Source organism: Cellulosimicrobium sp. GQ32 (assembly GCF_059758455.1).
In genome coordinates, this window is the sequence record NZ_JCAXEP010000006.1 from 122,400 (window position 1) to 135,721 (window position 13,322).

Consider the following 13,322-nt stretch of genomic DNA (forward strand, 5'->3'; position numbering starts at 1 on the left):
CGTCCACAATCCCGGTGCCCCGACCGGCGGCGGATGACACCATGACGGCCATGCTCATGACCCTCGCCGCGACGGCGTCCCCGGGGACGCTCGACGACGCCACCGACCTCGGGTTCCTCCTGCACAAGCACCCGGACCGCGCGCAGGTGTTCGACCTGCCCGTGGGCCGCGCGCACGTGTTCTACCCCGAGGCGACGGCGGAGCGGTGCGAGGTCGCGCTGCTGCTCGAGGTCGACCCGGTGGGGATCGTGCGGAACAAGCGCTTCGGCGGCGGGGACGCGTTCGCGCTCGCGCAGTACGTCAACGACCGCCCGTACGCGGCGTCGTCGATGGTCGCCGTCGCGCTGGGCAAGGTGTTCGCGACGGCGATGGCGGGCCGGTGCGACGCCCGGCCGGACCTCCCCGACGTCGAGCTCCCGCTCGACGTGCACGTCCCGTCCCTGCCCTGCCGCGGCGGCGCCGACCTGGCGCGCCGGCTCTTCGAGCCGCTGGGCTGGCACGTGACCGCGACCGCGGAGCCGCTCGACCCGACCGTCCCCGCGTGGGGCGCCTCGCGGTACGTCGACCTGCGCCTGCGCGGCACGCGTCGGCTCGCCGACGCGCTCGCGCAGCTCTACGTGCTGCTGCCCGTGCTCGACGACGCCAAGCACTACTGGGTCTCCACGGACGAGGTGGACAAGCTCGTGCGCGCGGGCGGCGGCTGGCTCGCCGACCACCCCGAGCGCGCGCAGATCCTGCGCCGCTACCTCGCGCACCAGCGCCGCTACGTCGAGGACGCGACGGCGCGCCTCGCCGCTCTCGACGGCGCCGCGCCCGCGGACGTCGCCGAGCCCGACGGCGGCGGCTCGTCCGACGCTGCGACGTCGCCCGAGGCGGACGCGGCGGAGCCGCCGCTCGCCCGGCAGCGCGCGGACGCGGTGCTCGGGGTGCTGCACGAGGTCGGCGCGCGGACCGTCGTCGACCTCGGCTGCGGGGAAGGCGCGCTCCTGCGCCGCCTCGCCGCCGACCGGACGTTCACGCGGGTCCTCGGCACCGACGTCTCGGCGCGCGAGCTCGAGCGCGCGGCCGCGCGGCTGCGCCTGCACGACGCGAGCGACGCCGAGCGCGAGCGCGTGCGCCTGCTCCAGTCGTCCCTCACGTACACCGACGACCGGGTCACGGGGTTCGACGCCGCGGTGCTCATGGAGGTCGTCGAGCACGTCGACCCGTCGCGCCTCGACGCCCTGGCGCAGGCGGTGCTGGGGCACGCGCGACCACGCGTCGTCGTCGTCACGACGCCCAACGCGGAGTACAACGTGCACTACCCGAACCTCCTGGACGGGCCGGGCGGGAGCCGGGTGCGGCACCCCGACCACCGGTTCGAGTGGACGCGCGCCGAGCTGCGCGCGTGGGCGGGCGCCGCCGCGCGCCGGTACGGGTACGCGGTCGAGCACCGCGACGTCGGGCCGCTCGCGCCGGACGTCGGCGCCCCCACGCAGCTGGTCGTCCTCACGCTGGACGCGACCACCCCGCCCGGTGGGACGGCCGCGGCACGTCCCGGCACGCACGACGGAGGGGAGGCGCGATGAGCGAGCACGTGACCGAGCAGGCCACCGAGCCGACGACCGAGCGTGCGACGGCGACGCGCGACCTGCGCGTCCCCGCGTCGAGCCTCGTGGTGCTCGTCGGCGTCTCCGGCTCGGGGAAGTCGACGTTCGCGCGCGCGCACTTCGGCCCGTACGAGACGGTGTCGTCGGACGTGTGCCGCGGCCTCGTGTCGAACGACGAGAACGACCAGGCGGCCACCAGGGCCGCGTTCGAGGTGCTCGAGACCATCGTGTCGAAGCGCCTCGAGGCGAACCTGCTCACCGTCGTCGACGCGACGAACGTGCAGCGCGAGGCCCGCAAGACCCTCGTCGCCCTCGCGCGCGCCCACGACGTGCTGCCCGTCGCGATCGTCCTCGACGTGCCCGAGAAGGTCGCGGTCGACCGCAACGCGGCGCGTGCGGACCGCGGGTTCGGCGCGCACGTCGTGACGCGTCAGCGCGCGGCGCTGCGGTCGTCGCTCAAGAGCCTGTCGCGCGAGGGGTTCCGCACCGTCCACGTCCTGCGCGGGGAGGAGGAGGTCGCGGCCGCGCGGATCGTGCGCACGCCGCTGCTCACCGACCGTCGCGACGAGCACGGCCCGTTCGACGCGATCGGCGACGTGCACGGCTGCCTCGACGAGCTGGTGACGTTGCTCGGAGACCTGGGCTACGCCGTCGTGCGCGACGACGCCGGCCGGCCCGTCGATGCCGCGCACCCTGCGGGGCGGCGCGTGATCTTCCTCGGGGACCTGGTCGACCGCGGCCCGGACTCCCCGGGCGTGCTGCGCCTCGCGATGGGCATGGTCCGGGCGGGCCACGCGCTCGCGGTGCCGGGCAACCACGAGCACAAGCTCGTGCGCGCGCTCGGCGGGCGCGACGTCAAGGTGTCCCACGGCCTCGAGGCGACGCTCGCCCAGCTCGCCGAGGAGCCCGACGAGTTCCGCCGCGAGGTCGCGGAGTTCTGCCGCGACCTCGTCTCCCACCTCGTGCTCGACGACGGCCGCCTCGTCGTCGCGCACGCCGGGCTCAAGGAGTCCTACCAGGGCCGGGCGTCCGGGCGGGTTCGCAGCTTCGCGCTCTACGGCGACACCACGGGTGAGACCGACGAGTTCGGGCTCCCCGTGCGCTACCCGTGGGCGGACGACTACCGGGGCAGCGCCACGGTCCTGTACGGCCACACGCCGACGCCCGAGGCCGAGTGGGTCAACAACACGATGTGCCTCGACACGGGCTGCGTGTTCGGCGGGAAGCTCTCCGCGCTGCGCTACCCGGAGAAGGAGGTCGTGCAGGTGGCGGCCGCGCGCGAGTACTACGCGCCCGCGCGCCCGTTCCTGCCCGACGGCTCGGACGGCTCGGCCTCGCCCGCGCGCGAGCCCGACCTGCTCTCCGTGTCCGACGTGCTCGGGCGCCGCGTCGTCGAGACCTCGACGCACGGGCGCGTGACCGTCGGCGAGGAGCAGGCGGCGGGCGCGCTCGAGGTCATGAGCCGGTTCGCCGTCGACCCGCGCCTGCTGCTGTACCTGCCGCCGACCATGAGCCCGGTCGCGACCTCGACCCTGCCCGGCCTGCTCGAGCACCCCGACGGCGCGTTCGCCGCGTACGCGCGCGACGGCGTCGACCGGGTCGTGTGCGAGGAGAAGCACATGGGCTCGCGCGCGGTCCTGCTCGTCGCGCGCGACTCGGGGCCGGACGGCTCGCGCGTCGTCGCCGAGCGGTTCGGCATCGAGGCGCCCGGCGCGGTGCACACGCGCACGGGGCGGTCGTTCCTCGACGAGCCGACGACGGCGCTGCTGCTCGGACGCGTCGCCGCGGCCCTCGACGCGGCCGGGACGTGGGACGCGCTCGGCGCCGACTGGGTGCTGCTCGACGCCGAGGTGCTCCCGTGGTCGCTCAAGGCCGACCAGCTCCTGCGCGACCAGTACGCGAGCGTCGGCGCGGCGGCGCGGGCCGTCATGCCGTCCGCGCTCGCGGCCTTGGCCGCCGCGGAGGCGCGCGGCGTCGACGTGGGCGAGCTGCGCGGTCGGACCGCGCGGCGCGCGACCGACGCCGAGCTGTTCGTCGAGTCGTACCGGCGCTACCGGTGGGACACGGGAACCGCCGCGGCCGGCGGCGACACGCTCGACCTGCTGCGCGGCGTGCAGGTCGCGCCGTTCCAGGTGCTCGCGAGCGGGATGTCCGCGCGACCGGGGTCTGCGGAGGCGACCGGGACGACGTACGCGGAGCGCGACCACCTGTGGCACCTCGACGTCGCGGACGGCCTCGTCGCCGCTGACCCGGCTCTGTTCCGCACGACGCGGCGCGTCGTCGTCGACCTCGCGGACGACGCGTCGCGCGCAGAGGGGACGGCGTGGTGGGAGGAGCTCACAGCGGCCGGGGGAGAGGGCATGGTGGTCAAGCCGCTCGCGAACCTCGTGCGGCGGCGGGGCGCGGCAGGCAAGGGCGGCGGGCTCGTGCAGCCCGGGCTCAAGGTCCGCGGCCGGGAGTACCTGCGCATCATCTACGGCCCCGAGTACACGGAGGAGAGCAACCTCGAACGGCTGCGTGAGCGGTCGCTCGGGCGCAAGCGCTCGCTCGCGCTGCGCGAGTACGCGCTCGGCATCGAGGCGCTCGACCGGGCGGCGCGCGGGGAGCCGACCTGGCGCGTCCACGAGCCGGTGTTCGCCGTGCTGGCGCTGGAGTCGGAGCCCGTCGACCCGCGGTTGTGAGCCGGGGCGTGCGAGGTCGTCAGCCGCCCATGAAGGCGTTCATCGCGAGGACGGAGAAGAGGACCGCGGCACCGAGCACCGCGACCGCGACGAGCCAGCCGTTCGCCCGCTCGACCGGCGGGACGGCCGGGCGCTGTGCGGGGTCGGCCTCGCGTCGTCGCGCACCGCGGCGCGCGGTGACGCGCAGGCCGCGGGCGGCCGCGCGCGCAGAGGGCTGCTCGGGGGACCGCGCGGGGAACTGCTCGGGGGACTGCTCGGGGAACGTAGCGTCCCGGGCGGGGGTCGGGGTCGTCACGGAGCGCCTCCGGGGTTCTCCGGCGCCGCTGCCCGACGCCGTACCGCCAGTCTTCCCGGCGACCCGCCCCCAGCGCGTCGCCCGTCCGGTGGATCCTGGGGTCCACCGGGGTGCGACCTCCGGATGACGAGCGGTCCCTCCCCGTGGGCCGCGCGGTCCACGCCCCCGGACTCAGCGCGGTGCGTTCTCCTGGTAGCGGGGTCGGCCGCCGCGCGCGGCGCGCTGGAGGTAGCGGACCTCGCGGAGCGCGACGGCGGCGGCGACGAGGAGCGGGAACCACGCCCAGACGCGGCCGCGGAGCACGAGGACGAGGCACACGACCGCGACGGCGACACCACCGAAGACCGTCGCGACGCTCGCCCAGCGCACGCCCGTGCGCACGTCGTCGGCACGCTGCCACCAGCGCCGGAGGCGCTCGCCGAGGCGGGGCCGCGGGGTCGGGCTCGGTGCGGGGCTCACGGGCGGGCCTCGCGGGCGAGCGCGACGCCCTCGATGCTGCGGACGGCCATGCGCAGCGCGTCGGCGCGCGTCGCCTCGCCCTCGTCGTGCATCGCCCAGGCGTTGAAGAGCATCCACCAGAGGGTGCGGACCAGCCACGACACCGTGAGCTGGTCGTCGAACACGCCCTCCGCCTGGCCCTGACGCAGGAGCTCGCGCACCGGCTCCTCGGCGGCTTCGGACTCCGCCCAGAACTCGGGTTCGCAGTCGGACAGCTCGTTGGACAGCACCATGTACCAGGGGCCGAGGTCGAAGTACTCGAACGCGAGGCGGCGCAGTGCGGCGACCGGGTCGCCGTCGTCGAGGCGGGCCGCGGTGATCGCGGCGCGCGTGCGCTCGACCGCCTCGGAACCGATCGCCTCGACGAGGTCGGCGCGCTCGGGGAAGTAGCGGTGCAGCGTCGTGCGCCCGACCTGTGCGGCCTGGGCGACGTCGCCGAGCGACGCGGACTTGTCCGTGCTGAGCACGGCGACGGCGGCGTCGAGGATCGCGCGCCGCGTGCGCGCGCGGGTTCCGCTCTCCGCGGGCACGCCGTCGTGCGCCGCTGCGGGGGCCGGCGCGGTGGTGGCGTCCCGCGCGCTGGTTCGTGCCGTCACGCGGCCCACGATAGCTCGCGACGCTGTGGAACACCTCTTGCCACTAGTGGAACAATCATGTTCCACTAGTGGCCAATCTCGTTCCACCTCGGATCCGCCCCCGCGTCAACCACGGTTGACACGAGAGAGGATGTCAACCATGGTTGACGCCATGTCCACGACCGACGCCCCCGGCCCGCCGACCACGCCGTCCGCCACGACCGACGCTCCGAAGGGCCCGTTCCTCCCGCGGCTCAAGGTGCTCTGGGAGTTCGTCCGACCGCACCGCCGCACGCTCCTGCTCGGGCTCGTCCTGGGGCTGGGCACCACCGCCGCTGCGCTGGCGACCCCGATGGTCACCAAGTGGGTCCTCGACACCCTCGGGACGGGAGAGTCGCTGACCCCGGCGGTCCTCACGCTCGTCGGGCTGCTCGTCGTGGGCCTCGTGCTCGGCCTGTGGCAGTGGGTCCTGCTCGGCACGCTCGCCGAGCGGGTCGTGCTCGACGCGCGGTCGTCCATGGTCCGGCGCTACTTCCGCGCGCGGATCGGCGCGCTCACCGGGCGCCCGACGGGCGAGCTCGTCACGCGCGTCACCTCGGACACCGTGCTGCTGCGCGAGGCCGCGTCGTCCAGCATCGTCAACCTCGTCAACTTCGCCGTGTCGCTCGTCGGGACGATCGTCCTCATGGGCGTGCTCGACATCGTGCTGCTCGGCACGACGCTCGGCGCGATCGTCGTCATCGCCGTGCTCGTGGGCGCGCTCATGCCGCGGATCGCCAAGGCGCAGGAGAAGGCGCAGGAGTCGCTCGGCAGCCTCGGCGGGACGCTCGAGGGCGGCCTCCGCGCGATCCGCACGATCAAGGCCAGCCGGGCCGAGGGCCGCCAGATCGACCGCGTGCTCGACGACGCGCAGGCCTCGGCGCGGCACAGCGTCCGGGCCGTGCGCACCGAGGCGGTCGCGTGGACCATCGCGGGCGGCGGGATCCAGCTCGCGATCATCGTCATCCTCGCGCTCGGCGCGTGGCGCGTCGACGAGGGGCTGCTCGCCGTGTCGAGCCTCGTCGCGTTCCTCCTCTACGCGTTCCAGATCGTCGAGCCCGTCACCGGCCTCACCATGAACGTCACCCAGCTCCAGGCCGGCATCGCCGCCGCGGGCCGCATCAGCGAGGTCCAGGCGATCGAGCCGGAGGAGGACGACGACGCGGCCCGGCCCGGGCGGGCCGGCTCGGCGCCGCTCGACCCGACCCGTGCGGAGGCGGGGCGGCCGGCGGAGGCGGTAGCGGCGTCGGGCACCGACGGGACCGAGACCGGGACGCCGCGGCTCTCCCTGCGGGGCGTCACGGCGCGCTACCTGCCGGGCGGCGAGCCCGTGGTCCGCGACCTCGACCTCGACGTGCCCCACCGCGGGCAGGTCGCCATCGTCGGGCCGTCCGGAGCGGGCAAGACCACGACGTTCTCGCTGCTCCTGCGGTTCCTCCAGCCCGAGTCCGGGCAGATCCTGCTCGACGGCGTGCCCTACGACGACCTCACGTTCGACGACGTCCGGCGCCGGTTCGCCTACGTCGAGCAGGAGACGCCCGTCGTTCCTGGCACGATCCGCGAGAACCTCCGGCTCTCCGACCCGGACGCGACCGACGAGGCCATGTGGGCGGCGCTCGCGAAGGTCCGCCTCGAGACCAAGGTGCGCTCGCTCGCCGACGGGCTCGACACGTCGCTCGTCGGGACGACCGTCTCGGGCGGCGAGAGGCAGCGCGTCGCCCTCGCGCGCGCCGTCCTGCACGCGCCTGACGTCCTGCTGCTCGACGAGGCGACGGCCCAGGTCGACGGGCTCACCGAGGCCGCCGTGCACGCGGTCATCGAGGACCTCGCGCGCGACCGCGCGGTCGTGACCATCGCGCACCGGCTGTCCACCGTGATCGACGCCGACCTCATCCTCGTCATGGAGGACGGCCGCGTCCGCGCCCGCGGCACGCACGCCGAGCTCCTCGCGACCGACGAGCTCTACCGCGAGCTCGTCGCCGCCCTGCGCATCGCGACCGAGGAGGCCGCCACGTCGAGGCAGGGGGTGCGATGAGTTCGACCGCCGGGGCCGGTCCGAGGTGTCGTCAGGTGGTGGACGACGGCGGCCGCGGATCGCGGACGCGGACGCGGAGGATGAGGGTGGCATGGGGAACGTGACGTGCGACGTGGCGGTGTCGGTGGACGGGTTCTCGTCCCGGCCCGACCAGACGCTGGAGCACCCGTTCGGCGAGGGCGTGGACCTGCACCGGTGGATGTTCGAGACGGCCGACGAGAACCGCGCGGAGCTCGACGCGATCCTCGCTGCGGGCGCGTTCGTGATGGGGCGCAACATGTTCAGCCCCGGCCGCGGCGAGTGGGACCTCGACTGGCACGGGTGGTGGGGGCCGGAGCCGCCGTACCACGGGCCGGTGTTCGTCCTCACGCACCACCCGCGCGAGCCGCTCGTCATGGAGGGCGGGACGACCTTCTTCTTCGTCACCGACGGCATCGAGTCCGCCGTCGCGCAGGCGCGAGAGGCGGCGGGGGGCCGCGACGTCTCGATCGCCGGCGGCGCCGCGACCATCAACCAGGCGCTCGCGGCGGGTCTCCTCGACGAGCTGCGGCTGCACGTCGTGCCGCAGGTCCTCGGGCACGGGGACCGCGTGCTCGACGGCGTCCCGCCCCTCGCGCTCGAGACGGTCGCCGTCCGCGCGGCGTCGCTCGTCACGCACGTGACGTACCGGGTGCTGGGGCCGCTCGGCTGACGGGACTCGTCGCCGGCGGTACCTCAGCCGAGCACGGCGAGCAGGAGCGGCGCCGCGACGACGAGCACGACGACGGCCCCGACGACGAGGACCCGGCGCCACGGCCCGGTGTCCTCCGACGCGCGGCGCGCGCGGGTGCGGTCGGTCCATTCCGCGCCGTCGTACCAGCGCTCGCTGCCCGATCCCGGCGCGTCCGCGTACCATCCCGCCGCTGCCTTGCCCACGTCGCCTCCTCGCGTCGCGTCCCGTGAGCCCCCTCGTACGGAACATGTGTCACGGGACCCCCACCTCTTACACGCAGCGGGGCGCTCGCAGGTTCCCTCGACACGATCGAAGGTCCCGCAACCGAGACGTCGAGCCGCTGGCACACTGTGCGGGTGGAGGACGGTCGAGAGGCGCGGCACAGCCGTGGAGACGACCCCGTGGCGGCCTGGGGTCTCGTCGTCAGCCTCGTGCTGGGCGCGGTCGCGGCGGCGCTGTCGGTGGCCGGCTACCTGGTCGACCTGCCGATGTGGCTCGTCGGAGTCTCTCTGGGCGCCGCGGTCCTGGGCGGGGTCGCGGCCGCGGTCTTCGCGGCCCGGCAGGCCCGGCTCGAGCACCGGTCCGCAGGACGCATCGTCTGGGAGACGGCGACCGCTCCGTTCCGGTTCCTGCTGGACGTCCTCTTCTAGCGGCTACAGCCCGCCGACCCGCGCGGCGCCGTCCGTCGCGATCCGTTCGAAGACGCGCTGGTCGGCCGCGAACTGCGTGCCCGGGATGGGCCAGTGGACGACGATCTCCGTGATCCCGGCCTCCGCGTAGCCGTGCGCGGTCTCGACGAACGCGTCGACCGACTCCAGCGCGGGGTCGGGCGTGAATCCCGTGAGCAGGATCCGCTCGACCGACGCGGGGTCACGCCCGGCGTCGGCGCAGGCGCCCTCGAGCCGCTCGACCTGGTCGCGGACCGCCGCCCGCGACTCCGCCGGGGTCGCGTCGTCGCCCAGGCGGCCGTCGCCCGTCGTCACCCACGCCTGGCCGTAGCGCGCGGCGAGCCGCAGCCCGCGCGGTCCCGTCGCGGCGATCGCGAACGGCACGCGCGGGGACTGGACCGGGCCCGGGATCGTCCGCGCCTCGTGCGCGCGGTAGTGGCCCTGGTCGTGCGTCACCGCGGGCTCGGTGAGCAGCCGGTCCAGCAGGACCGTGAAGTCGCGCAGCCGGTCGGCGCGCTCCCGGGCCGACCACGGCTCGCCGCCGAGGACGGTCGCGTCGAAGCCCGTCGTCCCCGCGCCGAGGCCGACGGTCACGCGCCCGCCCGACAGGTCGTCGAGCGTCATGACGTCCTTCGCGAACGTCACGGGCTCGCGGAAGTTCGGCGACGACACGAGCGTGCCCAGCCGCACGCGCTCCGTCACGCCCGCCGCGGCGGCGAGCGTCGGGACGGCGCCGAACCACGGCCCGTCACGGAACGTGCGCCACGACAGGTGGTCGTACGTGGAGGCGGCGTGGAACCCGAGGTCGTCGGCGGACCGCCACACGTCCCGGCCCTCGCGCCACGGGTAGATCGGCAGGATCACGGTGCTCACGCGCATGGTCGCCAGCCTAGGGTGGGGGAGTGATCCAGCACACCGTCGCCTTCCGCCTCGTCCACCCCGCCGGCAGCGCCGAGGAGGCCGAGTTCCTCGGCACCGCGCGTCGCACGCTCACCGCGATCCCGGGGGTGCGGGACTTCACGGTCTCGCGCCAGGTGAGCGCCAAGAGCCCGCTGACGTTCCAGTTCTCCATGGTGTTCGACGACGACGCCGCGTACGCCGCGTACGACGCCCACCCGGACCACCGCGGCTTCGTCGCCGACCGCTGGGTCCCCGAGGTCGCGGAGTTCCAGGAGCTCGACCTCGTCCCCCTCGCTGACTGATTCCGCGGCGCCCTCGCGCCGAGGTAGAGGCGTGGTCATGACCAGGCCTCTACCTCGCGCCACCAGGCCTCTACCTCGTGGGACCAGGGTTCTACCTCGCGCGACCAGGCCTCTACCTCGTGGGACCAGGGTTCTACCTCGCGGCATGGGGTGAACGCCCGGTGTGGCAGGGTGACGGCATGACCCAGATCGACCTGCGCATCTTCACCGAGCCCCAGCAGGGCGCGTCCTACGACGACCTCCTCGCGGTCGCGAAGGCGACGGAGGACCTCGGTTTCGACGCCTTCTTCCGCTCCGACCACTACCTCGTCATGGGCGACGGCGACGGCCTGCCCGGCCCGACCGACGCGTGGACGACGCTCGCGGGCCTGGCCCGGGAGACGAGCCGTATCCGGCTCGGCACGCTCGTGTCGTCGGCGACGTTCCGGCACCCGGGCGTGCTGGCGATCCAGGTCGCGCAGGTCGACCAGATGTCCGGCGGTCGCGTGGAGCTCGGGCTCGGCGCGGGCTGGTTCGCGCGCGAGCACGAGGCGTACGGCATCCCGTTCCCGGAGAAGCGGTTCGGGATCCTGGAGGAGCAGCTCGCGGTGATCACGGGGCTGTGGGAGACGCCGGTCGGCGAGACGTTCTCGTTCGGCGGCGAGCACTACACGCTCACCGACTCCCCGGCGCTGCCCAAGCCCGCGCAGGCGCGCGTCCCCGTGATCGTCGGCGGCCACGGTCCGCGGCGCACCCCGGCGCTCGCGGCCCGGTACGCGAGCGAGTTCAACGCCGCGTTCCCCGACCCGGGTGTGCTGCCCGAGCGGTTCGAGAACGTGCGCGCCGCGTGCCTCGACGCCGACCGTGACCCCGACTCGCTCGTGTACTCCGCCGCGTTCGTCGTCGCGGTGGGCAAGGACGAGGCGGAGTTCCGCCGTCGGGCCGAGGCGATCGGCCGCGAGCCCGACGAGGTGCGGCGCAACGGCCTGGCCGGGACGGTCTCCGAGGTCGCGGACAAGGTCGCGGCCGCCGCCGAGCAGGGCGCCACCCGGTTCTACCTCCAGGTGCTCGACCTGCACGACCTCGACCACCTCGACCTCATCGCGAGCGAGGTCGTGCCGCAGCTTCCCTGACGCCCACACCCGCGTCGCGATGGGCGGCCCGTCGCGACGCGGGGAGGGGTGCGGCCGCACCAGCGCGGCCGACGTCGACCGGGTGGTCGCTCAGCCCGCGGTGGTCGGCCCGTAGACGGTGGCCTGGAAGCTGCCGCCGACGACCAGGTCGACGCGTGCACAGGTGACGCTCTCGTCCGGCACGCTCGTCGTCGGGAACGGGCCGTCGACCGCCGTCAGGGCGTCGTCGGCGACGACCCGGGCCTCGTCGAGCGAGACGCACCGGTCGGTGATCCCGCTCCTCAGCGCTGCCACGATCCCGGCGACCAGCGGGTCCTCCAGGATCCCGTCCGAGCCCGTCGTCCCCCCGACGACGATCGCGCGCCCGCCGACGTCGACCGCCACCTCCGCGCAGACCTGCGCCTCGCCCACCGGCTCGGGCAGCGCGTCCCGCTCTTCGACGGACCAGTCGTCCAGGCCGAGCCGGTCGAGCTCGTCCTCGGCCCAGGCGACGCCCTCGGCGACGGTGCGGCACGTGCTCGCCCCGCCGTCGACCCGGTCGGTCGCGCTCTGCTGGAGCTCGACCACGGCGGGATCCAGTGCCGAGCGGCCCTCGAGCCGCTCGACGCCGTCGGGCACCTGGTCGGCCGGGGCGACGTACGTCTGGCCGTCCCAGGCGAAGGCCACCGGGTCATCGATCGGCGGCAGGCCCTGCTCCGCGAGGAGCGTGGTGCAGTCCGCGTACGGGTCGCCGGTGAGCCAGGGCCCGGCCGCGTCGACGTCGAGCCCGTCGGCGACGTCGGGGCTCCAGGCGCTCACGCAGGTGACGCCCTCGCCCGACGAGCCGCGGAACGCCTGGACCGCCGCGTACGCGACGCCCCCGCCCGCGAGCACCGTCGCCAGGCCGAGCGCGACCGCGCCGCGGCGCCCGAGCCGTCGCCGACGTGACGGGGGTGCGGCGGGTGCGGTGGTCGCCGTATCGAGCGTGGTGGTCATGAGGATCTCCTCCCGCAGGGCGGCGAACGCCGCCTCGTCCACGGCACCGAGACCCGCACGCCGAGCCGGGTCTACGCTGCGCAGCTGCATCATCGGGTCCGTCATCGTGCCTCCTCGGTTCCGGGGCGGGGTCGTCCCCACCCGGTGACCACGTGTCCGGTCGGGTCGTCCCGTTTCCGCTGCGGCGCTGACGCCGGTGCGCCGGGTGTGCCGGGCGCCACGAGTCCGTCGAGCTGCTCGGCCAGCCGCCGGCGCGCCCGGTGCAGGCGCACCCGGACCGCGGCGCGCGAGATGCCGAGCACCAGGGCGATCTCGTCGCGTGCGAGCTCCTCCCACGCCACGAGGCGCAGCAGCTCCTGGTCGTCGGGGCCGAGCCGCGCGAGCGCGCGCTCGACGTCGCTCACCTCGCCGGTCGGCGGCGGGACCGCTTCCGCGACCTCGGCGCGGAGCCTGTCGGCGAGGGCGAGCCGGCGCCGCGCGCCCCGGTGGAGGTTGGCCAGGACCCGGCGTGCGACGCCGAACATCCACGGTCGCGCGTCGTCTCCGACGGGGACGTCGTCGAGGCGTCGCCAGGCGACGAGGAACGCCTCGGCGACGACGTCGGCGGCGTCGGACGGGTCGGCCACGCGCCGCACCGCGTAGGCGAGCAGGGGGCGGTGCGTGGCCTCGAACAGGGCGGTGAACCGGGCCGCGCGGTCCTCGTCCGGCGGTGGGGCCGGCGGGATCCGCTCGGGCGGGCGGTCAGGGGCGGGCATCCGGGGTCCTCTCGACCGGGTGACGTGGACGACCGTCTCATGTCCGGTGCTCGCCGGTGCGTTACACCCTCCCCGTGCGTGGCGGTGACCGTCCTGCGGTGCGCGACGGCGCGACCCCGGTGGACGACCGGCTCGCCCTCCGGGGCGTCCGCCCGTCGGACGCGTGGCGCGTCGGCGCCGTGAATT

The 13,322-nt window shown here is 75.2% G+C and carries 14 protein-coding genes; 7 read left to right on the forward strand and 7 right to left on the reverse strand.

The window, feature by feature from the left end; genetic code table 11:
• Nucleotides 1-50: 50 nt before the first annotated feature.
• The gene (locus AC6CH9_RS11800; protein WP_498155193.1) at nucleotides 51-1,568 is read left to right on the forward strand and encodes a 3' terminal RNA ribose 2'-O-methyltransferase Hen1; all 1,518 of its coding nucleotides are present in this window, start codon (nucleotides 51-53) and stop codon (nucleotides 1,566-1,568) included.
• Nucleotides 1,565-4,270, forward strand: coding sequence for a polynucleotide kinase-phosphatase (locus tag AC6CH9_RS11805; protein ID WP_498155050.1), 2,706 nt, complete (start codon nucleotides 1,565-1,567; stop codon nucleotides 4,268-4,270). The genes AC6CH9_RS11800 and AC6CH9_RS11805 overlap by 4 nt, the downstream gene beginning before the upstream one ends.
• 19 nt (nucleotides 4,271-4,289) lie before the next feature.
• Here AC6CH9_RS11805 and AC6CH9_RS11810 read toward each other — a convergent pair whose 3' ends face one another.
• The 3 genes from AC6CH9_RS11810 to AC6CH9_RS11820 all read right to left on the reverse strand — a co-directional run bounded on the left by AC6CH9_RS11810 (nucleotide 4,290) and on the right by AC6CH9_RS11820 (nucleotide 5,659).
• Nucleotides 4,290-4,565, reverse strand: coding sequence for a hypothetical protein (locus tag AC6CH9_RS11810; protein WP_498155051.1), 276 nt, complete (start codon nucleotides 4,563-4,565; stop codon nucleotides 4,290-4,292).
• Between the two features lie 171 nt (nucleotides 4,566-4,736).
• A complete protein-coding gene (locus tag AC6CH9_RS11815) occupies nucleotides 4,737-5,024 on the reverse strand; it encodes a hypothetical protein (RefSeq protein WP_498155052.1) in 288 nt (95 codons plus the stop codon).
• Nucleotides 5,021-5,659: a TetR/AcrR family transcriptional regulator gene (locus tag AC6CH9_RS11820; RefSeq protein WP_498155053.1), complete on the reverse strand. Its 639-nt coding sequence runs from the start codon at nucleotides 5,657-5,659 to the stop codon at nucleotides 5,021-5,023. Before AC6CH9_RS11820 ends, AC6CH9_RS11815 begins: the two co-directional genes overlap by 4 nt.
• A 151-nt stretch (nucleotides 5,660-5,810) precedes the next feature.
• Here AC6CH9_RS11820 and AC6CH9_RS11825 point away from each other — a divergent pair, with 151 nt between their 5' ends.
• Nucleotides 5,811-7,712: an ABC transporter ATP-binding protein gene (locus tag AC6CH9_RS11825; protein WP_498155054.1), complete on the forward strand. Its 1,902-nt coding sequence runs from the start codon at nucleotides 5,811-5,813 to the stop codon at nucleotides 7,710-7,712.
• Between the two features lie 91 nt (nucleotides 7,713-7,803).
• Nucleotides 7,804-8,403 (forward strand): dihydrofolate reductase family protein, encoded by a 600-nt coding sequence (locus AC6CH9_RS11830; protein WP_498155055.1) that lies wholly within the window; start codon nucleotides 7,804-7,806, stop codon nucleotides 8,401-8,403.
• 23 nt (nucleotides 8,404-8,426) lie between these two features.
• Here AC6CH9_RS11830 and AC6CH9_RS11835 read toward each other — a convergent pair whose 3' ends face one another.
• Nucleotides 8,427-8,627: a DUF2510 domain-containing protein gene (locus AC6CH9_RS11835; protein ID WP_498155056.1), complete on the reverse strand. Its 201-nt coding sequence runs from the start codon at nucleotides 8,625-8,627 to the stop codon at nucleotides 8,427-8,429.
• A 153-nt stretch (nucleotides 8,628-8,780) separates the two neighbouring features.
• Between AC6CH9_RS11835 and AC6CH9_RS11840 the strand changes: the two genes are divergently transcribed.
• Entirely contained in the window at nucleotides 8,781-9,074 is a 294-nt protein-coding gene (locus AC6CH9_RS11840) for a hypothetical protein (protein WP_498155057.1), read from the forward strand.
• A gap of 3 nt (nucleotides 9,075-9,077) precedes the next feature.
• On the opposite strand, the gene AC6CH9_RS11845 is transcribed toward AC6CH9_RS11840, so the two are convergent.
• Complete coding sequence (locus AC6CH9_RS11845; RefSeq protein WP_498155058.1) at nucleotides 9,078-9,971, reverse strand: LLM class flavin-dependent oxidoreductase; 894 nt, start codon at nucleotides 9,969-9,971, stop codon at nucleotides 9,078-9,080.
• 23 nt (nucleotides 9,972-9,994) lie between these two features.
• On the opposite strand from AC6CH9_RS11845, the gene AC6CH9_RS11850 reads away from it, so the two are divergent.
• A complete protein-coding gene (locus AC6CH9_RS11850; RefSeq protein WP_253054032.1) occupies nucleotides 9,995-10,294 on the forward strand; it encodes a Dabb family protein in 300 nt (99 codons plus the stop codon).
• Nucleotides 10,295-10,482: 188 nt separating this feature from the next.
• Nucleotides 10,483-11,406, forward strand: coding sequence for an LLM class F420-dependent oxidoreductase (locus AC6CH9_RS11855; RefSeq protein WP_498155194.1), 924 nt, complete (start codon nucleotides 10,483-10,485; stop codon nucleotides 11,404-11,406).
• Between the two features lie 90 nt (nucleotides 11,407-11,496).
• Here the strand turns inward: AC6CH9_RS11855 and AC6CH9_RS11860 are convergent, their stop codons facing one another.
• The gene (locus AC6CH9_RS11860) at nucleotides 11,497-12,486 is read right to left on the reverse strand and encodes a hypothetical protein (RefSeq protein WP_498155059.1); all 990 of its coding nucleotides are present in this window, start codon (nucleotides 12,484-12,486) and stop codon (nucleotides 11,497-11,499) included.
• Nucleotides 12,483-13,136, reverse strand: a complete 654-nt coding sequence (locus tag AC6CH9_RS11865) for an RNA polymerase sigma factor (RefSeq protein ID WP_498155060.1) — start codon at nucleotides 13,134-13,136, stop codon at nucleotides 12,483-12,485. Before AC6CH9_RS11865 ends, AC6CH9_RS11860 begins: the two co-directional genes overlap by 4 nt.
• Nucleotides 13,137-13,322 lie beyond the last annotated feature (186 nt).

What these genes read in the sequence shown, in the direction of transcription:
- AC6CH9_RS11845 (WP_498155058.1), bottom strand. Translation starts at nt 9,971, where the DNA reads ATGCGCGTGAGCACCGTGATCCTGCCGATCTACCCGTGGCGCGAGGGC.
- AC6CH9_RS11865 (WP_498155060.1), bottom strand. Translation starts at nt 13,136, where the DNA reads ATGCCCGCCCCTGACCGCCCGCCCGAGCGGATCCCGCCGGCCCCACCG.
- AC6CH9_RS11830 (WP_498155055.1), top strand. Translation starts at nt 7,804, where the DNA reads ATGGGGAACGTGACGTGCGACGTGGCGGTGTCGGTGGACGGGTTCTCG.
- AC6CH9_RS11805 (WP_498155050.1), top strand. Translation starts at nt 1,565, where the DNA reads ATGAGCGAGCACGTGACCGAGCAGGCCACCGAGCCGACGACCGAGCGT.
- AC6CH9_RS11800 (WP_498155193.1), top strand. Translation starts at nt 51, where the DNA reads ATGCTCATGACCCTCGCCGCGACGGCGTCCCCGGGGACGCTCGACGAC.
- AC6CH9_RS11860 (WP_498155059.1), bottom strand. Translation starts at nt 12,486, where the DNA reads ATGACGGACCCGATGATGCAGCTGCGCAGCGTAGACCCGGCTCGGCGT.
- AC6CH9_RS11825 (WP_498155054.1), top strand. Translation starts at nt 5,811, where the DNA reads ATGTCCACGACCGACGCCCCCGGCCCGCCGACCACGCCGTCCGCCACG.